The organism is Mammaliicoccus sp. J-M41 (assembly GCF_022385935.1).
In the GTDB taxonomy this organism is placed as follows: Bacteria; Bacillota; Bacilli; order Staphylococcales; family Staphylococcaceae; genus Mammaliicoccus; species Mammaliicoccus sciuri_A.
The window spans coordinates 77276-99737 of sequence record NZ_JAJNIR010000001.1; the positions used below are offsets into that span (position 1 = coordinate 77276).

Below are 22462 nucleotides of genomic sequence, written 5' to 3' on the forward strand. Positions count from 1 at the left end.
TCTTTTGAGTTTACCAGCTAGCTTTACGTACGCCAGGGATTTGGCCTTTGTATGCTAGTTCACGGAAACAAATACGGCAAAGTTTGAATTTACGATATACTGAGTGTGGACGTCCACAACGTTCACAACGAGTGTATTCACGAACTCCGAATTTTTGTTTACGTTGTTGTTTAGCGATCATTGATTTTTTAGCCACTTAATTAGCCTCCTTTATAATTAGAGATTACTTTTGAAATGGCATACCGAATTGTGTTAACAATTCACGAGCTTCCTCGTCAGTGTTAGCAGTTGTAACGATAACGATATCCATTCCTCGTACTTTACTTACTTTATCATAGTCGATTTCAGGGAAAATTAATTGTTCCTTAACACCTAAAGTGTAATTTCCACGACCGTCGAATGCTTTTTTAGAGATACCACGGAAGTCACGTACACGTGGTAATGAAACTGAGATTAATTTATCAAAGAATTCATACATTCTTTCTCCACGTAATGTAACTTTTGCACCGATTGGCATACCTTCACGAAGACGGAAAGTCGCAATAGATTTTTTAGCTTTAGTTACTAATGGTTTTTGACCAGTGATTGCTTGAAGTTCTTCAACTGCAGAGTCTAAAACTTTAGAGTTTTGAACTGCATCACCGATACCCATATTTACAACTATTTTTTCGATTTTTGGTACTTCCATAACTGAACTATAGTTAAATTTCTTAACTAACTCAGCAGAAATTTCATTATTAAACTTTTCTTTTAAACGTGTCAAAGTGGATCCTCCTTTCACTTAATAATTATTCTTTTGATGATTTGATTTCTTCGCCAGATTTTTTAGCGATACGAACTTTTTTACCATCTACTACTTTGAATCCAACACGAGTTGGCTCATTTGTCTTAGGATCAAGTAATTGAACGTTTGATACGTGGATAGTACCTTCTGTTTCTAAGATACCACCTTCTGGATTGAACTGAGTTGGTTTTTGGTGTTTTTTAATGATGTTAACACCTTCTACAACTACGCGTTCTTTCTTAGGTAATGCTTCTAAAACTTTACCAGTTTTACCTTTATCTTTACCTGAGATAACGATTACGTTGTCACCTTTACGTACGTGCATGTGTAGGCACCTCCTTAGGAATTTTGTTTTTTATCATTATAGATTAAAGTACCTCTGGCGCTAGAGAAACGATCTTCATGAAGTTACCTTCACGTAATTCACGCGCTACAGGACCGAATATACGTGTACCACGTGGACCTTTGTCATCACGGATGATTACACATGCATTTTCGTCAAATTTGATGTAAGAGCCATCTTCACGACGTACACCTGATTTAGTACGTACAACAACAGCTTTAACAACTTCACCTTTTTTAACAACGCCACCTGGTGTAGCATTTTTAACAGTAACGACGATTACATCACCAATGTTAGCTGTCTTACGACCAGATCCGCCTAAAACTTTAATTGTTAATACTTCACGAGCACCAGAGTTGTCTGCTACTTTTAAACGTGTTTCTTGTTGGATCATCTTTGTTTGACCTCCCTTATCTTTATACTTCTATTAAATAATTACTGATTCTTCAACGATTTCAACTAGACGGAAACGTTTAGTTGATGATAAAGGACGTGTTTCTGCAATCTTAACGATATCGCCCATTTTTGCTGAATTGTTTTCATCATGCGTTTTATATTTTTTTGAATATTTTACGCGTTTACCATATAATTTATGAGTTTTGTATGTTTCAACAACTACTGTAATAGTTTTATCCATTTTATCTGAAACTACTTTACCAACGTAAACTTTGCGGTCATTTCTTTCACTCACAGTAATGAACCTCCTCTACTTGATTATTTATTATCTGCTGCTTTCTCTTCTTCGATTTCTCTTTCGCGAACGATTGTTTTTAGACGTGCAATCGTCTTTTTAACTTTTCGAATGTTAGCAGTCTCTTCAAGTTGACCAGTTGCTAACTGAAAGCGTAAGTTGAATAATTGCTCTTTAGCTTCTTTGATTTCTTTTTCAATTTCAGTAGTGGTTAAATTTCTGATATCCTTAGCTTTCATTTGTGTCACCACCCAATTCTTCACGTTTTACAAACTTAGATTTAACTGGAAGTTTGTGTGCTGCAAGACGTAATGCTTCACGTGCAACTTCTTCTTGAACACCTGCAACTTCGAACAAGATACGTCCTGGTTTAACTACTGCTACCCATCCTTCAACTGCACCTTTACCTGAACCCATACGTACTTCTAAAGGTTTTTTAGTATATGGTGTATGTGGGAATATTTTGATCCATACTTTTCCGCCACGTTTCATGTAACGTGTCATTGCGATACGAGCTGATTCGATTTGACGAGAAGTAATCCAAGCTGCTGTTTGAGCTTGTAAACCGTACTCACCAAATGTTACTTCATTTCCGCCTTTTGAACGACCAGTTGTTTTTGGACGATGTTGACGACGGAATTTAACACGCTTTGGTAATAACATTATTATTTTCCTCCTTCACTAGACTTCTTTGTAGGAAGAACTTCTCCACGGTAGATCCATACTTTAACACCTAATTTACCGTAAGTAGTGTCGGCTTCTTCATGTGCGAAATCAATGTCTGCACGTAATGTATGAAGTGGAACAGTTCCTTCTGAATATTGTTCTGCACGAGCGATATCTGCGCCACCTAAACGACCAGATACTTGAGTTTTGATACCTTTAGCTCCCAATTTCATTGCACGTTGGATAGCTTGTTTTTGAGCACGACGGAAAGATACACGGTTTTCTAATTGACGAGCAATGTTATTTGCTACCAATGTTGCATCTAAATCAACTTTTTTGATTTCGATAACGTTGATGTGTACTTTTTTGTTAGTCAATGCGTTTAATTTGTTACGTAATTTTTCAATTTCTGAACCGCCTTTACCAATAACCATACCTGGTTTACCAGTGTGGATAGCGATATTGATACGGTTTGCTGCACGTTCAATTTCAACACTTGAAACTGAAGCTTCTTTTAATGCTTCTGCGATATATTTACGAACTTTTAAGTCTTCATGTAAAAGTGTTGCGAAGTCTTTACCTGCATACCACTTTGCTTCCCAGTCACGAATTACACCGACACGAAGTCCGATTGGATTAATTTTTTGACCCACTATATTCCCTCCTTAATGATTTAGTTAATTATGCTTCTTTAACTTCTTTAGCTTCTTTTTCGCCAACTACGATTGTAATGTGGCTAGTACGTTTGTTAATCGCACTTGCACGACCTTGTGCACGTGGACGGAAACGTTTCAATGTAGGTCCTTCATTAGCGTAAGCTTCTTTTACTACTAATGTGTCAGGATTTAAATCATAGTTATGTTCTGCATTTGCTAATGCTGACATTAATAATTTTTCAACAACAGGTGATGTTGCTTTGTTTGTTAATTTTAAGATGGCAATTGCTTCTGCCACTTCTTTACCTCTAATAAGATCTAAAACTAATCTCACTTTACGAGGTGCGATTCTTATTGTTCTAGCAACCGCTTTTGCTTCCATTGTGACTTCCTCCTCTTTTTAGAAATTAGCGTTTAGTCTTTTTGTCGTCTGCAGCATGACCTTTATAAGTACGTGTAGGTGCAAACTCTCCTAATTTATGTCCAACCATATCTTCAGTAATGAAAACTGGCACATGTTTACGACCATCATATACTGCTATTGTATGTCCGATGAAGTTAGGAAATACTGTTGAACGACGAGACCATGTTTTAATAACTGATTTTTTTTCACCTTCGTTTTGAGCTTCAACTTTTTTCATTAAATGATCATCAACGAAAGGTCCTTTTTTAAGACTACGAGCCATTATGGCGCCTCCCTTCTTATTTAATGCGCGCGGCATCTAAGCCGCACACGTAAATAAGGTATTATTATTTTTTCTTACGACCACGAACGATAAATTTAGATGAACGTTGGTTTTGTTTACGAGTTTTCTTACCAAGTGTTGGTTTGCCCCATGGAGACATTGGTGATTTAAGACCGATTGGTGTACGACCTTCACCACCACCGTGAGGGTGATCGTTAGGGTTCATTACAGAACCACGAACTGTAGGACGTTTACCCATCCATCTAGAACGACCAGCTTTACCAATTGTGATTAATTCGTGTTGTTCGTTACCAACTTGACCGATTGTTGCACGACAAGTAGATAAGATCATACGAACTTCACCTGATTTAAGACGAACTAGTACGTATTTACCTTCTTTACCAAGTACTTGAGCACTTGTACCAGCTGAACGGACTAATTGTCCACCTTTACCTGGTTTTAATTCGATGTTGTGAATTGTAGTACCAACTGGGATATCAGTTAATGCTAATGCATTACCTACTTTGATATCTGCATCTGGACCATTGAATACTTCTTGTCCTACTTTTAATCCTTTAGGAGCAATGATATATCTTTTTTCACCATCTGCGTATACTAATAATGCGATATTAGCTGAACGGTTTGGATCATACTCGATAGTTGCTACTTTAGCAGGAATTCCATCTTTGTTACGTTTGAAATCAATTACACGGTATTGACGTTTATGACCGCCACCTCTGTGACGAACTGTCAATTTACCTTGGTTGTTACGTCCCGCTTTTCTCGGAAGCGGTTGTAATAAAGACTTTTCAGGAGTCGTTGATGTAATTTCAGCGAAGTCTGAAGATGTCATATTACGACGACCATTTGTAATTGGCTTATACTTTTTAAGAGCCATTGTCGTTTTACCTCCTTAATGGTAATTGTTTTTAGTTAAATAGGTCTATTGAAGAACCTTCTTTTAGAGTTACGATTGCTTTACGACGTTTGTTAGTGAAACCATTGTAACGACCAACACGTTTAGCTTTTGCTTTAACGTTCATGATATTTACTGTATCAACTTTCACGTCGAAAATTTCTTCGATTGCGATTTTTACTTGTGTTTTGTTTGCACGTGTATCTACATCAAATGTGTATTTATCTAAAGCCATATCTGATGAAGATTTTTCTGTGATTACGGGGCGCTTAATAACATCTCTTGCTTCCATTATGCGAGCACCTCCTCTACTTTATCCACTGCTGCTTTAGTTATTACGACTTTACTAGAATCTAAGATATCTAATACGTTTAAGCTTTGAGCGTCGATAACTTTAACACCTGGAATGTTACGAGCTGATAATTCAACGTTGCTGTCTACAGTATCAACGATGAATAAAACTTTCTTAGAAAGTTCTAAGTTGCTCATTACATTTTTGAATTCTTTTGTTTTAGGCGCATCAAAGTTGAATGCTTCTAAAACTGTTAATTCGTTACCACTTACTTTTGAAGATAATGCAGAACGTAATGCTAAACGACGCATTTTCTTAGGCATTTTGTAAGAATAACTTCTTGGTGTAGGACCGAATACGATACCACCACCACGCCATTGTGGCGCACGGATTGTACCTTGACGAGCACGACCTGTACCTTTTTGTTTCCAAGGTTTACGTCCACCACCACGAACTGCTGAACGATTTTTAACTGCGTGAGTACCTTGGCGTAATGAAGCACGTTGTAAGTTGACTGCTTCGAATAATACGTGTTGGTTTGGTTCGATACCAAATACACTATCATTTAATTCGATAGAACCTGATTTTGATCCATCTACTTTTAATACATCAATATTAGCCATAATGTTGTTTCCTCCTTTCACCTAAATAATTATTTATTACCTTTTTTAATTGAAGTTGTAAGTTTTACTAAACCTTTTTTAGGACCTGGCACGTTACCTTTAACTAAAATTACGTTATTTTCTGCATCAACTTTAACTACTTCTAAGTTTTGCATAGTAACTGTGTTTCCGCCCATACGGCCTGGTAATTCTTTGCCTTTAAATACTTTAGAAGCATCTGAAGCCATACCCATTGAACCAGAGCCTCTGTGGTAATGAGAACCGTGACTCATTGGTCCACGAGAGAAACCGTGGCGTTTAATAGAGCCTTGGAAACCTTTACCTTTTGAAACGCCTGTTGCATCAATAATGTCTCCTGCTTGGAAAGTATCTACAGTGACTTCTTGACCTACCTCGTAAGCTGAAACATCAATGTTTCTGAATTCACGAGTGAAGCGCTTAGGTGCTGTACCTGCTTTTTTAGCATGGCCTTCAGCAGCTTTAGTAGCATATTTGTTAGATTTACGATCTTTTTTATATGCTTGTTTGTCTTCAAAACCGATTTGAACAGCGTTGTAGCCATCTACTTCTTCAGTTTTAGTTTGTAATACTACGTTTTGACTAGCTTCTACTACAGTAACTGGTATTAATTCACCGTTTTCTGCGAATACTTGAGTCATTCCAATTTTTCTTCCTAAGATTCCTTTGGTCATCGAAAGTCGCACCTCCTGTTATTTTAATGAATTATAATTTGATTTCGATGTCTACACCTGATGGTAAGTTTAAGCCCATAAGAGCATCAACTGTTTTTGGTGTAGGGTTAAGAATGTCGATTAAACGTTTATGCGTACGTTGTTCGAATTGTTCACGTGAGTCTTTGTACTTATGAACGGCACGGATTACAGTATAAACTGATTTCTCAGTTGGTAATGGAATCGGACCAGACACTTGAGCTCCTGAACGTTTAGCTGTTTCAACAATTTTCTCTGCTGATTGATCGATCATGCGGTGATCATACGCTTTTAAACGGATACGAATTTTTTGTTTTGCCATAATTTTCCCTCCTTGTTCGTCTACTTTATAGTGATAGACTTCTCCACGAAAACTCTCTTACACACCGCCATGGCAAAGCGGCCGGGTGTGTCAGTAACCTCTCGCTTCATCGCTTCTTAAAGTCCAACATTAGATATGATACATGATTTATTTCTATTAATCAATAGATAACCATATATTTTTTCTAATTTCATCTAACACATACCCAAGTATTATAACGGATTATGTGCTCTTTTTCAATAGGTAAAATTTAAATAGATAATTTGTAATCAAAATGTTATAATATAACAAGCAATTTTAACTAGGTGGTGAAATCATGAAAAGAGGAATTAAATCAGTTTTGCTAGTTCTTTCTATTATATTAGTTGTATCTGAGTTATTATTAGCCATTCCTTTTCTAGGTGGAGGAATCGTTCTTTCAACTGGTTATAATGCTTTGGTACTTAATGGAACGTTATACTTTATTACGACACTTATCCTATTAATAGATAACCAGAATTCTGTTAAAGTAATATTCGTTATTCCATTAATCGGACTAATCGCTAGCTTTGTTGCAATCATTCCTATCATTGGCTGGTTATTACATATCGTAATGGTCGTTTTAATGATCATCTTCTTATTTACGATTATAATTGCGCCAGTATATATCCCATCTAAATATTACAAGACTACTTATAAAAGTTAATATATAAATAGAAAACCACGAGACTTCATTAAATGAAATCTCGTGGCTTTTTTATTATGCATGTACAAATACAAAGTAAGCGACAAAGACGAAGAATAAACCGTACATAATTGGGTGAATTTCTTTATGTCTTTTTGCTACGATCATTGTGATTGGATAGAATATAAATCCGCACGCAATACCTGTTGCAATTGAATATGTTAAAGGCATCATAATCATTGTTAAGAAAGCTGGTACTGCTATCTCAAATTTTTGCCAATCAATTTTACCTAAGTTACTAACCATCAATACACCTACTATAACAAGCGCTGGTGCTGTAACCGCACTTGTAACAACTGCCATTAATGGTGAGAATAATAATGCTGCTAAGAAACAAATACCTGTTACAACACTTGCGAATCCTGTACGTGCACCAACTGCAACACCTGCACTAGATTCTATATAACTTGTTGTAGTTGAAGTACCAAATATTGCACCTACAATTGTTGCTAATGAATCAGAGAATAATGCTTTACCTGCTCTCGGTAATTTATTATCTTTCATTAAACCAGCTTGGTTTGCAACTGCAACTAACGTTCCTGCAGTATCAAAGAAATCTATAAATAAGAAAGTTAAAACGACAATTAAGAATTGTACATTAAATATAGTAGATAAATCACCAAACGCTTCGAATGCTGCACCAAATGTTGGTGATACACTTGGTACTTTGCCTACTATACTATCTGGCATTGCAATTAATCCTGTAATTAATCCCGCAATAGCTGTTAAGACCATTCCGATGAAAATTGCTCCTGGTAATTTTTTAGCCATTAATATAATAGTAATGATAATACCAAATACTGCTAATAGTACTTCTGGATTATGCATTGTTCCAAGTGTAACTAAAGTTGAATCTTCTTTTTTAACAATACCTGCACCTTGTAAACCTACAAAGGTAATAAACAATCCTATACCGGCAGATACAGCCATCTTTAATTCAAATGGTATTGCATTGATAATAACCTCTCGTAAACCACTCATCGTTAATATCGCAAATATAACACCTGAGAATAGTACGCCCGTTAAACCAGTTTGCCATGGAATACCCATTGTAAGCACAACTGTAAACGCGAAAAATGCATTTAATCCCATACCTGGTGCTAAAGCTATCGGGTATTTCGCAATGATACCCATAAATAAACAACCAACTAGTGCTGCTAATGCTGTAGCAACAAACACAGAACCTTGGTCCATTCTCATTGAATCAGGTACATTTTCAACACTTGCCAAACTTAACATTGATGGGTTAACTGCTAATATGTATGCCATAGATAAGAATGTTGTTAAACCACCAAGAATTTCTCTTTTATAATTTGTTCCCAATTCATCAAACTTAAAGTAACGTTTCATCATAAGACTCCTTTATTAATTTCAACACTGTACATTGTATTACTGGGAACATCAAAAATCAATACTTTTTACGAACATTTATATAATTAAATTTATTTATGTTCGTGTTATAGTTCGGTTTTTACGCTTTATAATCCGTGACAGTACGCTTCTAGCCAACTCTATTGCTGCTAAAAGATTAAAAAAACTGAGACATCACACGATGTCCCAGTCTCTATACTTATTAAGTTAGAACTTCAATCCTTTTAAAGCATCTTTAAATGGATTGTTTTCTACTTCTTCAGTTTGCATATATTTCTTCATTTCTTTTTTGCCTATTTTGCCTGATTTTCTATTTTTAAGTCTTTCGTCCATATGCTCTTGTGTTTCTGTATGGCCACACACACATCTATAAGTTGCTTTTTTACCTGTTCCATACAGTGTAAGTTTCTTCTTACAGTTTGGACATCTGGCATTTGTTTGTCTTTGTTGATTCTTCTTAGTCTTACATGTTGGATCTTGACACACGAGCATTTGACCATTTTTCGTTTTAACTTTAAGCATAAATTTACCACAAGTCGGACACTCAGTCGTTGTGATATTATCATGCTTGAATTTATCATCACTTTCTTTAATATCCGCAATGATTTCTCTCGTGAAGTTTCTCATTTCATTCATGAATTTATTTTTAGAATAATTTCCTTTTTCGATTTGAGTTAACTTCATTTCCCAATCTGCTGTTAATTCTGGTGATGTCAGTTGTTCAGGTGCTAAGTTTAATAATTGTTTACCTTTAGGCGTAATCTTAATTTTACCTTGCACCGCTTCTATTACATTAGAACTATATAACTTCTCGATGATATCCGCTCTTGTCGCAACTGTTCCGATACCACCTGTTTCATTTAAAGTTTGAGCCATTTTCTTATCTTTAAGTTTAAAGAAATGATGTGGTGATTCCATCGCTTTAAGTAAAGTTCCTTCATTGAAATACGCAGGCGGTTCTGTATCTTTACTAACGACATTCACTTTTTGTATGTTCACATGCTGCTGTTCTTCAAAAGGCAAAGCTTTCACATGCGTCTTTTCTTCATATAGTTCTTTAAAGCCTAATTCAACTGCTACTTCTTGTGTCAGTTTAAAAGTTTCCCCTTCACATGTTAATGTCACAGTTGTTTCTTCATATTGATATGGTGGTAATAATACTTCTAAAAATCTTTCAGCCACTAGCATATAAATTTTCTGTTCTCTAGGAGATAACTGATCAAAGTTAGGTCTCACTTCTGTTGGTACAATCGCATGGTGGTCTGAAACTTTCTTATTATCAACAAAATGTTTACCCGCTCTAATTGGTTTTTTAAGCAATGGTACAGCATGTGATTTAAGTGGTGTAGCACTTAATGATGATACGCGTTCTTTCAGAGAAGAAACCATATCATCTGTTAAGTAGTTAGAATCTGTTCTAGGATAAGTCAGTACTTTATGTTGTTCGTACAATGCTTGCATTGTATTCAACGTTTCTTTCGCACTCATTTTATAACGTTGATAAGCTGTTTGTTGCAAACTTGTAAGATCGTATAACTTTTGAGGATACTTTGTTTTTTTCTTCTTCGTGATATTTTGGATAATACCCTTTTTATTTTGAACTTTTTGTTTAACTTGCTCTATTAAATCAGCATCAAATGTTTTATCTCCACTCTTACTCAACCATTTAAATTTATAACCTTCTACTTCAATATTCATCTGATAATACTTTTCAGGTTTAAATGATTGAATTTCTTGTTGTCTCATTTGTACAAGATTTAAAGTTGGTGTTTGTACACGACCACATGATAATTGCGCGTCATATTTCGTTGTTAAAGCTCTAGTCGCATTTATACCAACAATCCAATCCGCTTCACTTCTACATAATGCGGCTTGATATAAATTGTTGTATGCTTCACCAGGTTTTAAATTTTGAAAGCCTGCTTTAATTGCTTTTTCAGTAACTGAACTGATCCATAATCGCTTAATTTGCTTTTTAACTTTTGCTTTTTCAATAATTAATCTTGCAACAAGTTCACCTTCCCTACCAGCATCTGTCGCAATAATAATTGAATTCACATCGTCTCGCTTCATCAAATGTTGAACCGTGTTAAATTGGCTTCTTGTTTTCTTAATTACAACATGTTTCATATAGTCAGGAATAATTGGTAAGACATTTAAATTCCATTCTTTAAATTTCTTGTCGTACTCTTCAGGCGTAGCATTCGTTACAAGATGTCCTAATGCCCAAGTAACGATATAATTTTTATTTTCAAAGTAACCTTTCTTCTGATCATGAATACCTAATGCTTTAGCGATATCACGACCTACTGAAGGTTTTTCTGCAAGAACTAATGCTTTCATTTCTTTTCACCCATTCTTTTTTACATTCGTACTATTATAACATGAATAAAAAGTGTTCTAAAGGCATGAAAAACTTTTATAAATTTTCGATTAATCGTATAATGGAATAAAATAATCGTTGAATATTAAAGGAGTGACTATCATGCAAATACTGCCTCTTAAAGAAATCGATCCGATAGCTTCTTATTTACACGAAAAAAACAGGCAAGAAACTAATTACGTGACACATATACCTCAGTCAATAGAAGAGATTAAGAATGACTTAAGCCATAAATTTGATGAAACCACCTTCTACTATATAGAAGATCATGACACCATTACCGGGATATTAGGATTTGAGCGTATAGATGACGAGACTTCAAATGTATGGGGGCCAATCGTTAATGATACAAATGAGGAAACGTTAAACGCTTTAAAAGAAATATGGGAAACACTTTTAAACGATCATCCAAACATTAAATATTGCCACATTTCGCTACATAAAGATCACATTTTAAATAATAGTAAACTGAAAAGACTACATGCGGGATATGTAGAAACACAATATACATTAGAAATTCAACAACCACCTTTACCAATTGATAAGCAACACCAAATGACGCCATACAGCAAACCTTATTACTATGCCTTTAATAAATTGCATTCCAATAGTTTCAAACATAGTGATATAAGTGCTGATGATATTATAGATTCATTAGATGATAATCATGCACTTTATTTATATATAGCTGAAGGCCTTGTTAAAGGCTATATCTATCTATCCATAGACATACCTGAGAAGTTAGCAACTATTCCTAATTTAGCCTCTCACCATGATTACAGAAAACAAGGCATCGCGTTTCAAATGATTCATTTCGCGACGACAGAAGCGTTTAATCATCAAGATGTCGAAACAGTTCGTATTTATGTAGTTAGTAAAAAGCATGAACAAATACAATTATTATATGAAAAAGTCGGTTTCCACATCGTCAATGAAACACATCATTTTAAATATGTGAGACCATACGATGTTTAACTTTTAAACTAAGTCCCATGAATGTTTATTGAGCATTCATGGGACTTTTTTAACAGTAAAATTACATTGTGAGCTATATGTTTTACAATAAAAAAGTTTCGGGCGTATAATACTTGGGTAGTTTAAATAATACAAATAAATAGAGAAAGCGAGTCTTGTGTATGGAATACCTTATAGCGCTATTACCAGCATTGTTCTGGGGAAGCGTCGTATTAATCAATGTTAAAGTTGGTGGAGGTCCTTATAACCAAATCTTAGGTACAACAATCGGGGCTTTCATCATCGGTTTATGTCTATTCTTCTTTGGTGATGTGCACTTTACATTCACTACAATTATTATCGGTATGATTTCAGGTGCTTTCTGGGCACTTGGACAAGGATTTCAACTTAGAAGTGTAGACTTAATTGGCGTTTCAATAACGATGCCTATATCTACAGGCTTACAATTACTTGGAACAACATTATTCAGTGCTGCATTTTTAGGAGAATGGTCAACAGGTACGCAAGTTGCACTTGGCCTATCAGGTTTAGTGTTACTGATTATCGGTGTAATATTTACATCTGTTCAGAAAAAAGGTTCTGGAAACAGTGGAAATACTAAAAAGCTTGGTAAAGCTATTCCAATATTACTCATCTCTACTGTCGGTTATGTCGTATACGTTGTAATCGGCCAAGTATTCGGTGTTGAAGGTTGGGATGCACTATTTCCACAATCTATAGGTATGGTAATTGGGGGTATCATTTTATCATTCAAACATAAACCTACTGTTAAACATACGTCACTCAACTTATTGCCAGGGATTGTATGGGCATTAGGTAATATGTTCCTATTCATTTCACAACCAAAAGTTGGTGTCGGAACGAGCTTTTCATTCTCACAAATGTTAGTAATCGTTTCTACTTTAGGTGGTATTTACCTATTAGGCGAACAAAAAACAAAACGTCAAATGACATTTATTTGGATAGGTATCGTGTTAATCATTATTGCAGCATTCATTATTGGTGCAGCTAAAGGGTAAACTCAATATATAAAAATAGGAGTGTTTAATATGTATGAAGATTTAAAAGATAAAGTTGTGATTGTCACTGGTGGTAACAGTGGTATTGGTAAAGCAACTGCTGAACGATTTGGTAAAGAAGGATCAAAAGTTGTTATTGGATATTTAGATCACGTTGAAGAAGCTGAAAAAATCGTTCAATCTATTAAAGATTCTGGTGCTGATGCGGTTGCAATTAAAGCAGACGTTTCAGTCGAGGCAGATATCAAGAACTTGATTCAACAAACACACGAAACATTTGGTCGTATAGATGTGTTAATCAATAATGCTGGTTTCGAAAAACCAATTCCATCTCATGAAATGAGTTTAGAAGAATGGTCTAAAGTTATCGATATCAACTTAACAGGTGCTTTTATTGGTAGTAGAGAAGTTATCAATTACTATTTAGAGCATGATATTAAAGGTCAAATCATCAATACTGCAAGTGTGCATGATGTTATTCCTTGGCCAAACTACGTCAATTACGCAGCAAGTAAAGGCGGCTTAAAATTGATGATGGAAACTTTATCTATGGAATACGGTAAAAATGGTATAAGAATTAATAATGTTTCTCCAGGGGCTATTGTTACAGAACATACTCGCGAAAAATTCTCTGACCCTGCAACACGCGAAGAAACATTAGAAATGATTCCACTACATGAAATTGGTGAAGCGGATCAAGTTGCAAATATTAATGCATTCCTAGCTTCAGAACAAGCAAGTTACATTCACGGTACAACAATATATGTTGATGGCGGAATGACAAACTACCCTGCTTTCATGGGCGGTAAAGGTTAATATATAACAAAAAGCGTTTGGATGCGAAATCCAAACGCTTTTTTTGTGTTTAATTAAACAAAGAAAAATTGATATACATATAAAATGACGATTGATATGACAATACTTAAATTAGTAGCCATGCCGACTATAGGTAAGGTCTTATATTTAAATGTAATGGCATAAGACAGTACTGAAACACCTATAGGTAATAACCAACCAATAAGTAACGTCGTTTTGATCATTGGGTCATCAACAGGTAAGAAGAAATGAACAAGTAATCCCATTAATAAACCAAAGCCATAATGAAATGCTAAGTATTTAACAACAATCGGTAAGTATGCTTTTTCGATTTTAAAATTCAAGAATAAACCTAATAAGATCATGGATAATGGCATATTCGCATTTGCAATAATTTCAAAGAAATCTATCGCTTTGTCAGGTACTTTAATGCTCATTATATTTAAGATAAACATAATCATATATGTCATAAGTGGAACGGTCTTTAATAAATTTAAACCCATTCGTTTAAAGTCAAATTGATCGCCACCATCGTTGAAGTAACTACCAACAAAATATGTTACACCGAACATAATGATAGCTGTACCAATGTCTAACATACCAAAGTATAATAAACCATTTTTTGGCCAAATTTGTGCGACTAATGGATATGCAAACAGTCCAATATTAACTGAAGCGGCCATCATGCCCACAGTACCTCTTATTTGATTATTATATTTTTTCTTGAATAACCATATGATTAGTAGCTTTGCTATAATGCCATATAATAGCATTAATATAGGAAGCCATCCTAAAGATAAACCTAAATCAGATCCATTTAAATTTACAATCACTAATGAAGGCAAAGTAACATTTAGTACAAGTGTTGCAAGTACATTACCATCAGAAGCTTTAAAGAATTTAAGCTTCTTTAGAACGTATCCTAAAGCAATTAATAAAATAATCATTATAAATTTTTCTGTCACTTTATCACTTCTCTCATTAAACTCACATTTATCTATATTAACAACAGTTTAACTTCTATGCACACTTTTTGTTTGAAATATTAATAAATTATACTAAAATTAGTTTAGTTATATTTAATAATATCATCAAATCTTACATCAATGACTTTGGCTAAATCTGCTGGATCAAGTTCAATCTGATAGCCACGTTTACCTGCACTTACGATAAACGTAGATAATGATTCTGCATTGATATCAATTACGGTTTGATATGTTTTTTTCATACCAATTGGAGAACAACCACCTCTTACATACCCTGTAACTTTGGTGAGTTGATCAAGTGGTAAGAGTTCTAATTTTTTCTGACCAACAGCTTTACTAGCTTTTTTCATATCAAGATGTTGAACGACTGGAATAACAAAGATGAAATATTCGCGATTCCCATTTGTTAATACAAGCGTCTTATACACTTGATGTTCTGGTTTCTGAATTAATTGCGCAACTTCATGACCATCTAAATGATCTTTTCCTATTTTAAATTCATGAGTATGATAAAATATATTATATTGATCTAAGATGCGCATCGCATTGGTTTTAACTTTTTTCAATTTATCACCTACTTCAAAGCTATTTTATAAAAAGGAGTGTTTAAAATGGATTTAAACCAACAACTTTCTGAACTTAAATATGATTACATACGTATACAAAATGACCTAGAAAAGAGAGAATCTACTGGTCAAGCAACCGACTTACTTGAAAAACAACTTGTCAAAATCGAAGAAGAAATCAGTAAAGTTCGCGCTCAACTTGATCAAGATTAACGAAAGGAAATGACTATGTTAATTCTCATACTTTTATTATTTACCATTATTTATCTTATTATTAGTTACTTAAGTATATACCAACTACATACGATGCTTACGCAAGCTTTAAGATTTATAATGGGACTTATGCTTATTGTCTTTTTAGGCAGTATTGTATTTAGCTTTGCAATGCAAACTTGGTGGATATTAGCTGTATTGGTTTGTCTCGTTATCAATGTTGAAATCACAGCATTTAAATATCGTATTAAAGACCAAAAAGCGATTCAACTACTCAATTATATGTCGATCTTTATATTGATCATATTTGTGATTTTATTATTTATAGTGTTTTAATACCCTAAAGCATATCGACAAAATCTCATTTATGTGAAAAAGCTGAGAATATTTATTTCTCAGCTTTTTTTATTTGTATAAGTGAGCTAGACCTTGCAACCTCTTAGCACCTTCCAATAGTTCGTCATCACTTAACGCTAATGAGATTCTGACATAATTTTGACCATTATCGCCAAATGGTATACCTGGTGCGACTAATATAGAAACCTCTTGTAATAAGTATTCTACAAATGCTTCTCCATCATAATCTGGAGGTGTTTGTAACCAAAGGAATATACCACCTTTCATTGGCTCAAATGGTATACCTACTTCTCTTAATGACGCTTCAAATTGATCTCTTCTCGTCTTAAATATTTCATTTTGTTTAATAAGAAAATCATCACATTCATTTAAAGCGACTGTACTCGCATCTTGTAATGCACCAAACATACCAGCATGTGTGTGCGTTTGGTATTTCTTTAAAGCAGCAATCATTTCTTTGTTACCGACTGCAAAGCCTACTCTGTAACCAGACATGTTATACCCTTTTGATAAGGAAAATATCTCTACAGCTGTTTCTTTAGCCCCTTCCGATTGAAGAATACTCGGATTCTTCTGATCAAATCCGAAAGCACTATATGCAAAGTCATGTATAATATTTGTTTGTGTATCTTTAAATTTAGCAATCGTTTCATCAAAAAACTCAGTATTTGCAACAGAGCCTGTTGGATTATTTGGATAAGTTAAATAAATTAATTTTGTCTTATCTAAGATTTCAGGTTCTATTTCATCCCACTGTGGTAAGTATTGATGTTCAGGCGTTAATTCTAAAGAATATGGTTTAGCACGAGCGAGTAGAACACCTGCTAAATAATCTGTATAGCCTGGATTCGGTAATAACACAAAGTCATTAGGCTCTACGACACAAATCGGTAAACCGACTAAACCATTTTTTGTACCATATAAAATACATACTTCCTCTTCTTTATCTAAATCCACATCATATTGCCTCTTATAAAAATCTACAATCGCTTGTTTAAACGTGTCTTTACCATGAAAAGCACCATATTTCTGATTTTCTGGATTTTGTACAGCTTTTATAAATTCATCTACGATAACTTTTGGCGTTTCACCATCTGGGACACCAACCGCCATATTAATTAACGGTAACGGACCATGTTCAACCTTACGACCCATTGTCTTTCCAAAGTAACTGTCTGGTATTTCTGATAATAGTTTTGATATTGGCACAATAACGACTCCTCGAAATAAAATTCTTCAGACTATTTTTTGTATATGAATATATTCTATCAAAGTATGAAACACGAACAAGTATTTTCTTATTAAATTACTAAGAAATAAATCATAATAGGTATATGGAATGGTTACTCAGGTTGCTTTTATTAGGATAGGCCTCCTTAGTTACAATTCTCTCGACTTTTGTTACTAACGGCGCCAATATATATTTACTACATACAAAAACCCCTCCTTGTCTCATAGACATGGAGGGGTTAATCATCTATTCTATACGTTCTTTCGGTCTTTTAAATATTGCTCGCTTAAATTTCATAATGATTTCATATGAAATTGGCACAACTAATAGTGTTAATAATGTTGAAGAAATCAATCCACCTATTACTGTAATTGCTAATGCTTTTGAAATAAGAACAGAACTTCCGCCACCAAATAATAGTGGTACTAATGCCCCGATTGTCGCAATAGCTGTCATTAAGATAGGTCTTAAACGCGTGCCTGCTGCTTCTATTAATGCTTCTCTTGTAGTCATGCCCGCTTCTTCCATATTAATCACTCTATCTATTAATACAATCGCATTCGTTACAACAATACCAATCAACATTAACATACCAATCATACTTGGTACGGATATTGTCTCTTGTGTAATTAACAGTCCTGCGATTACACCAATAATAGATACTGGTAATGAGAATAATATTGCAAATGGTGCTAATCCACCTTTGAATGTTAATACGATTACTAAATATACGATTAGAATCGCAGCGCCCATCGCAAGCAACAGCTGTTCTATTGCTTCGTTGATATCATCGTTTGTACCGCCAACATTTAATTCAACATCTGTTGGTGTATCAATTTTAGAAACTTTTTGATTAACATCTGTTGTCACTTTAGCAACATCGTCTGCCGTGATTTTCGCATCTACAGAAACAGAAATTTTGTCATTTTCTCTTGTGATTGTATCTGGTGAAGTTGTTTTCTTCAATGTCGCAATATCACTTAGTTTCACATCTTTACCTAATGGAGATGTAATCTTAGTATCTTCTAATTTCTTCTCTGACCAATCAGTTTCTTCTTTTTTAGTCAGTTTAACATCGATAGATTTACCATCATCATTCAATTTAGTAACGACTTTTTCTTGTGTAGTTTGATTAAGCGTCATAGCAATTTGACCTGCAGAAAGTCCTAATTTGCTCGCTTTGTTTTGATCAACTTTCACATCGTATTGCTCATAAGATTTAGAAAGGTTCGAACTTACGTTTTCTACACCTTTAACTTTCTTCATTTCTTTCTCTACATCTTTAACTGTACCTTCTATAGCTTCAGTTGATGGACCTGATACTTTTACAGATACTTCGTTCGCTGTACCGCCAGTAGAGAAATCTTGTTGTTTCCATTCACCTTTATGGTTGAATTTACCGATATGATCCATGACTTCTTTACCGACATTATCCCAGTTAGGCGTATCTTTATCGTATTTAACCATTAAAGCCATGTCATTTTTGGCAGAAGGATTAAATGGATTTTCTCCACCTACACTATATTGAACAAATTCTACGTTTTTATCTTTTGATAAATATTTCTCAGCTTGTTCACCGTTTTTAACAACTTGATCTTCTTTTTCTCCTGGTGAAGGTTTATAAGTTAGTGCTAACATTTTATCTTCACCTGTATCGATAAACGATTTACCGATATAAGGTGTAAATACAAGTGCAATACTTGCGATAACAAGCACAATACTTAATACAATAACGAGCCATTTATGATTCAAATTCCATTTTAAAATACCTTTGTATTTATCCGCTAACCAATGTCCTCTTTCTTTCTTATCTTTCTTAATTCCATTTCTAAAGAAAATGTGTGAAAGTACTGGCACGATTGTTAATGCTATGAGTAGTGAAGCTAATAAACTAAATGCTACTGCTAAAGCAAATGGTCTAAACATTTCTCCAATTTGTCCAGTTACAAAAGCTAACGGTAAGAATACGACAATTGTAACGATTGTTGAAGACATGATTGGAATAAACATTTCTTTCGTCGCACTTGTTATCAGTTTACTACCTTTCAGTTCTTCACCTTTATCCGACATGCGTCGATAAATATTCTCTATAACAACAATGGAGTCATCAATAACACGTCCAATTGCAACTGTTAATGCCCCTAAAGTTAAGATATTTAATGAAACATCCATCGCTTTTAGACCGATGAGTGCCATTAATAATGACATTGGAATAGAAACCATCGCGATAATAGTTGATTTAATATCTCTTAAGAAGAACATAATGATAATAACTGCAACGATAGAACCGATTAAAGCTTTCTCAACCATTGTCGATACTGAGTCTTTAATTGTTGATGCTGTTTCCATCAATTGTACAGATTCTATGTTCTTATGATCTTTCTTATAAGCTTCAAGTTCTTTGTCTACATTATCAACGACATCTACTAAATTGGCATCTGTAGATTTCGTTACTTGAAGAGCTAAAGCATCTTTACCATTTGTTTTAGAAATTGAATCTCGTTTCTTCTCTTGTTTAACATCTGCGATATCAGATAATTTTACAGATGGGATACTTTGAGATGCGCTACTATCACTTGATTCAGAACCCTCTTGACCTTGTTGAGCTTGCTGGCCTTGTTGTGATTGACTTGCTGCACTTTGCTCTCCACCACTTGAAGCACCACCTGTCATAGGTATTTCTAAATCTTTCAGCGCTTTAATTGAAGTGAACCTTCCATCTACGACGATTGATTTCAAATCATCACCAAATGTATATAAACCTAAAGGTGATTCTTTCGTAGCACCGTCGATATATTGAAGCACTTCATCTTCACTCATACCACGTTTCGTTAATTCATTTTGGTCAAATTCTAAATTAACTTCTTCTAAAGTTTGACCAGACAATGATACATTTTGAACGCCGTCTACTTTTTCAAGTTTAGGTATTAAATCTGATTGCATTTGCTTTGTGACTTTTTCAAGATCATCATCTTTATCAGAAATTGAATAACTCACAACTGGGAATGAGTACATAGACATTCTACTCATATCCGGATCTTGAACACCATCAGGTAAATCTAACGCTTCTAGTTTCTTTCTTAATTCAGTCTCAGCTTCATCCATGTCTGTCTGATATGTATATTCTAATGTAATTGCTGAAGCATTTTCTAAAGACTGACTTGTTACATTTTGTACACCTTCTAGATTTTGAACTTCTTTTTCAACTGGTTCTGTTACATTGTCTAGTACACTTTCAGGTGTTGCACCTGGATATGGCGTCGTAATTGTTATAACAGGTGTTGTAATATCCGGTAATAACTCTAGTTTCATTTTAAACGCTGAATATATGCCGCCAAGCAAAATAATAATTGTCATAAGCAAAATAGCAAATTTATTATTCAGCGAGAACTTGATCATTTTTTGAACCACTCAACTTCCCCCTAATTTATGATTTGTAAATAATTGTATAATAATTTAACGCTGAAACATACCTTATACATAAAGAAAGCACTAAAATTTTAATAATTTAAAGTTTTAGTGCCTTAATCTTATGTCTAGTTTCTCTTGATTTTCTTTTCGATTTTTCTTTTATAAGTGACTACTGCTGGCTTAACTTTCTCGATTGCAGTGTAAAGTGGTTTATTTAACACATAATCAAATTCACCGATTTTCTCACTTAAATAAGTACCCCAAACTCTCTTGAATGCCCATAATCCATAATGTTCATGGTCTTGGTCTGGATTATTGTCTGTACCACCGAAGTCAAACTTAGTAGCGCCTTTTTCTTTAGCAAAGCGCATCATTTCAATAATCATGCGATGATTCGGTAAAAACTCACGATATTCATTTGATGACGCACCATATAAATAATATGATTTCTTACCTGAGAAGATTAAGATACCGCCAGATAAATACACGCCATCTGGTTTTTTACTTTTTAATTCTTCCATTTCTTGAATACGTTTTTCAAAGTTACCTAATTTTTCATCAGCATCATTTAACTGATTAACGACTTTCTTAGTTTGTCTTCTATTTGCTAATTTTTCTTTCTCTTCAAGTAGTGCATCACGTTCTTTAAATAAGTCTTTTAAGACTGTATCAGGCACAACTTTAACTAAGAATAATTCACAGTCGCCATCTGGATGTAAATGATCATAAATATTCTCAAAGTATGAAACATCTCTTGTTAAGAAATTATCTCTCTCACCAGTTTCTTCCATGATTTTCGCAAAGATTTTTAAGTCGTCACGGTTACCAATAACTAATTCAGTACCTCTTTTTAAAGAGTTTCTAACACGTGAACGGTTTCGTTTATCAAAGCTTTGCATTAAGTCTTCTTCAGGTTGATCGATTTTAGTGATCATCGTCATTCTAGGTTGAATATATTTCTTACTTAATCCATCTTCAAAACCTTTATGTTCAAATCCTAATGAAGTTAAATATTCAAGAACACCTTCAGATTGATCCACTTCTATATCTGGGTCAATTTTAATGGCATAACTTTTCTCATTACGTGCGATTTCTTTAGATAATTCAAAAAGTACTTTAACAGATGTTTCGTCTTTATAATCAACAACAAAACCTCTAGATATGTAACATAATGTATATGGTAGCTTTGGCACTTTCTTAAATAAAAGTTGTGCTACACCTGTTATCTTTTCACCATCGCCCACTGCTATACGACGAGAATACCAACCTGTAAGCTTTTTGGATTCTGCCCACTTTGTAAGTTGCAACATATCACCATTTGGATGTTGCTTTACAAATTCATCATGTTGCTCATGAGTGATATTCATTTTCTTTATCGTCATTTATAAATCTCCTTTTTATCAATTCGTCTTTTAATTATACAATGAAACGTACTATAATTTCACGCAAAAGACCAATATTTGTTATACTTGTCATATAAAACATACAGTTAGGATTGAAATATATGAGACAACTTGTTCTAACGCTTTTTATTATTATAAATATCATACTGATTGCGGTCAGTCTAAATTTTGATAGCACGATTAATTATTTAAGCTATCGTATCATAACTGTTGCCTTCACCTTGCTACTAAGCATCGTCTTTATTCTTGAGAACGCTCGTAAATCTATATTATTTATAGCCATTATAAGCACCTTAATTGCACTCGTGCATTTAGGCA

28 protein-coding genes are annotated in these 22462 nt (G+C 34.2%); 6 read left to right on the plus strand and 22 right to left on the minus strand.

The features are described 5' to 3' along the window. Positions 1-10 precede the first annotated feature (10 nt). The 15 genes from LQ686_RS00450 to rpsJ form a co-directional block, all read right to left on the minus strand. Positions 11-196, minus strand: coding sequence for a type Z 30S ribosomal protein S14 (locus tag LQ686_RS00450; RefSeq protein ID WP_016998812.1), 186 nt, complete (start codon positions 194-196; stop codon positions 11-13). Between the two features lie 27 nt (positions 197-223). After that, a complete protein-coding gene (gene rplE / locus LQ686_RS00455) occupies positions 224-763 on the minus strand; it encodes a 50S ribosomal protein L5 (protein WP_025906788.1) in 540 nt (179 codons plus the stop codon). Between the two features lie 25 nt (positions 764-788). Next, the gene (rplX, locus tag LQ686_RS00460) at positions 789-1109 is read right to left on the minus strand and encodes a 50S ribosomal protein L24 (RefSeq protein ID WP_025906789.1); all 321 of its coding nucleotides are present in this window, start codon (positions 1107-1109) and stop codon (positions 789-791) included. 43 nt (positions 1110-1152) lie between these two features. Further along, positions 1153-1521, minus strand: coding sequence for a 50S ribosomal protein L14 (rplN, locus tag LQ686_RS00465; protein ID WP_016911102.1), 369 nt, complete (start codon positions 1519-1521; stop codon positions 1153-1155). Between the two features lie 33 nt (positions 1522-1554). Then, complete coding sequence (rpsQ, locus tag LQ686_RS00470) at positions 1555-1818, minus strand: 30S ribosomal protein S17 (protein WP_016911101.1); 264 nt, start codon at positions 1816-1818, stop codon at positions 1555-1557. 23 nt (positions 1819-1841) lie between these two features. Then, positions 1842-2057: a 50S ribosomal protein L29 gene (rpmC, locus tag LQ686_RS00475; protein WP_016998808.1), complete on the minus strand. Its 216-nt coding sequence runs from the start codon at positions 2055-2057 to the stop codon at positions 1842-1844. Beyond that, positions 2047-2481 (minus strand): 50S ribosomal protein L16, encoded by a 435-nt coding sequence (gene rplP / locus LQ686_RS00480; RefSeq protein WP_016998807.1) that lies wholly within the window; start codon positions 2479-2481, stop codon positions 2047-2049. The genes rpmC and rplP overlap by 11 nt, the downstream gene beginning before the upstream one ends. 2 nt (positions 2482-2483) lie before the next feature. Further along, a complete protein-coding gene (rpsC, locus tag LQ686_RS00485; protein ID WP_025906790.1) occupies positions 2484-3137 on the minus strand; it encodes a 30S ribosomal protein S3 in 654 nt (217 codons plus the stop codon). A 28-nt stretch (positions 3138-3165) separates the two neighbouring features. Further along, positions 3166-3522, minus strand: a complete 357-nt coding sequence (rplV, locus tag LQ686_RS00490; protein WP_025906791.1) for a 50S ribosomal protein L22 — start codon at positions 3520-3522, stop codon at positions 3166-3168. Between the two features lie 25 nt (positions 3523-3547). After that, complete coding sequence (rpsS, locus tag LQ686_RS00495; protein WP_025906792.1) at positions 3548-3826, minus strand: 30S ribosomal protein S19; 279 nt, start codon at positions 3824-3826, stop codon at positions 3548-3550. 64 nt (positions 3827-3890) lie between these two features. Further along, positions 3891-4724 carry a 50S ribosomal protein L2 gene (rplB, locus tag LQ686_RS00500; RefSeq protein WP_025906793.1) on the minus strand — a complete coding sequence of 278 codons (834 nt, stop codon included), beginning with the start codon at positions 4722-4724 and terminating at the stop codon, positions 3891-3893. A 31-nt stretch (positions 4725-4755) separates the two neighbouring features. Further along, positions 4756-5034: a 50S ribosomal protein L23 gene (gene rplW, locus LQ686_RS00505; RefSeq protein WP_025906794.1), complete on the minus strand. Its 279-nt coding sequence runs from the start codon at positions 5032-5034 to the stop codon at positions 4756-4758. Beyond that, the gene (gene rplD, locus LQ686_RS00510; protein ID WP_025906795.1) at positions 5034-5657 is read right to left on the minus strand and encodes a 50S ribosomal protein L4; all 624 of its coding nucleotides are present in this window, start codon (positions 5655-5657) and stop codon (positions 5034-5036) included. The genes rplW and rplD overlap by 1 nt, the downstream gene beginning before the upstream one ends. 29 nt (positions 5658-5686) lie before the next feature. Then, positions 5687-6349, minus strand: a complete 663-nt coding sequence (gene rplC / locus LQ686_RS00515; RefSeq protein ID WP_103360707.1) for a 50S ribosomal protein L3 — start codon at positions 6347-6349, stop codon at positions 5687-5689. 31 nt (positions 6350-6380) lie between these two features. Beyond that, a complete protein-coding gene (gene rpsJ / locus LQ686_RS00520; protein WP_016998799.1) occupies positions 6381-6689 on the minus strand; it encodes a 30S ribosomal protein S10 in 309 nt (102 codons plus the stop codon). A gap of 316 nt (positions 6690-7005) precedes the next feature. Between rpsJ and LQ686_RS00525 the strand changes: the two genes are divergently transcribed. Then, a complete protein-coding gene (locus LQ686_RS00525) occupies positions 7006-7374 on the plus strand; it encodes a hypothetical protein (RefSeq protein WP_025906797.1) in 369 nt (122 codons plus the stop codon). Between the two features lie 54 nt (positions 7375-7428). On the opposite strand, the gene LQ686_RS00530 is transcribed toward LQ686_RS00525, so the two are convergent. Both LQ686_RS00530 and LQ686_RS00535 read right to left on the minus strand, forming a co-directional pair. After that, positions 7429-8763, minus strand: a complete 1335-nt coding sequence (locus LQ686_RS00530) for an NCS2 family permease (protein WP_025906798.1) — start codon at positions 8761-8763, stop codon at positions 7429-7431. A 228-nt stretch (positions 8764-8991) separates the two neighbouring features. Next, entirely contained in the window at positions 8992-11127 is a 2136-nt protein-coding gene (locus LQ686_RS00535) for a DNA topoisomerase III (protein WP_103360708.1), read from the minus strand. Positions 11128-11269: 142 nt separating this feature from the next. Here LQ686_RS00535 and LQ686_RS00540 point away from each other — a divergent pair, with 142 nt between their 5' ends. The 3 genes from LQ686_RS00540 (at position 11270) to LQ686_RS00550 (ending at position 13977) form a co-directional block, all read left to right on the plus strand. Next, positions 11270-12142, plus strand: a complete 873-nt coding sequence (locus LQ686_RS00540) for a GNAT family N-acetyltransferase (RefSeq protein WP_119475080.1) — start codon at positions 11270-11272, stop codon at positions 12140-12142. Between the two features lie 161 nt (positions 12143-12303). Then, positions 12304-13161, plus strand: coding sequence for a GRP family sugar transporter (locus LQ686_RS00545; protein ID WP_025906801.1), 858 nt, complete (start codon positions 12304-12306; stop codon positions 13159-13161). Positions 13162-13191: 30 nt separating this feature from the next. Then, positions 13192-13977 (plus strand): glucose 1-dehydrogenase, encoded by a 786-nt coding sequence (locus tag LQ686_RS00550; protein WP_037589022.1) that lies wholly within the window; start codon positions 13192-13194, stop codon positions 13975-13977. A gap of 53 nt (positions 13978-14030) precedes the next feature. Here the strand turns inward: LQ686_RS00550 and LQ686_RS00555 are convergent, their stop codons facing one another. After that, positions 14031-14942 (minus strand): AEC family transporter, encoded by a 912-nt coding sequence (locus LQ686_RS00555; RefSeq protein WP_239733104.1) that lies wholly within the window; start codon positions 14940-14942, stop codon positions 14031-14033. 104 nt (positions 14943-15046) lie between these two features. Next, entirely contained in the window at positions 15047-15529 is a 483-nt protein-coding gene (gene ybaK / locus LQ686_RS00560; protein WP_182476179.1) for a Cys-tRNA(Pro) deacylase, read from the minus strand. Positions 15530-15574: 45 nt separating this feature from the next. On the opposite strand from ybaK, the gene LQ686_RS00565 reads away from it, so the two are divergent. Together LQ686_RS00565 and mspA are read left to right on the plus strand one after the other, a co-directional pair. Further along, positions 15575-15742 (plus strand): SE1832 family protein, encoded by a 168-nt coding sequence (locus LQ686_RS00565; protein ID WP_049320027.1) that lies wholly within the window; start codon positions 15575-15577, stop codon positions 15740-15742. Positions 15743-15757: 15 nt separating this feature from the next. Next, on the plus strand, positions 15758-16078 hold the full coding sequence (mspA, locus tag LQ686_RS00570) for a membrane stabilizing protein MspA (RefSeq protein WP_025906805.1): 321 nt from the start codon (positions 15758-15760) through the stop codon (positions 16076-16078). 69 nt (positions 16079-16147) lie between these two features. On the opposite strand, the gene LQ686_RS00575 is transcribed toward mspA, so the two are convergent. From LQ686_RS00575 to LQ686_RS00585, 3 genes are all read right to left on the minus strand, one after another. Further along, on the minus strand, positions 16148-17308 hold the full coding sequence (locus tag LQ686_RS00575) for an aminotransferase class I/II-fold pyridoxal phosphate-dependent enzyme (RefSeq protein WP_103360711.1): 1161 nt from the start codon (positions 17306-17308) through the stop codon (positions 16148-16150). Positions 17309-17576: 268 nt separating this feature from the next. Further along, positions 17577-20741, minus strand: coding sequence for an efflux RND transporter permease subunit (locus LQ686_RS00580; protein ID WP_107565187.1), 3165 nt, complete (start codon positions 20739-20741; stop codon positions 17577-17579). A 125-nt stretch (positions 20742-20866) separates the two neighbouring features. Next, a complete protein-coding gene (locus tag LQ686_RS00585; protein WP_048541317.1) occupies positions 20867-22117 on the minus strand; it encodes a lipid II:glycine glycyltransferase FemX in 1251 nt (416 codons plus the stop codon). Positions 22118-22462 lie beyond the last annotated feature (345 nt).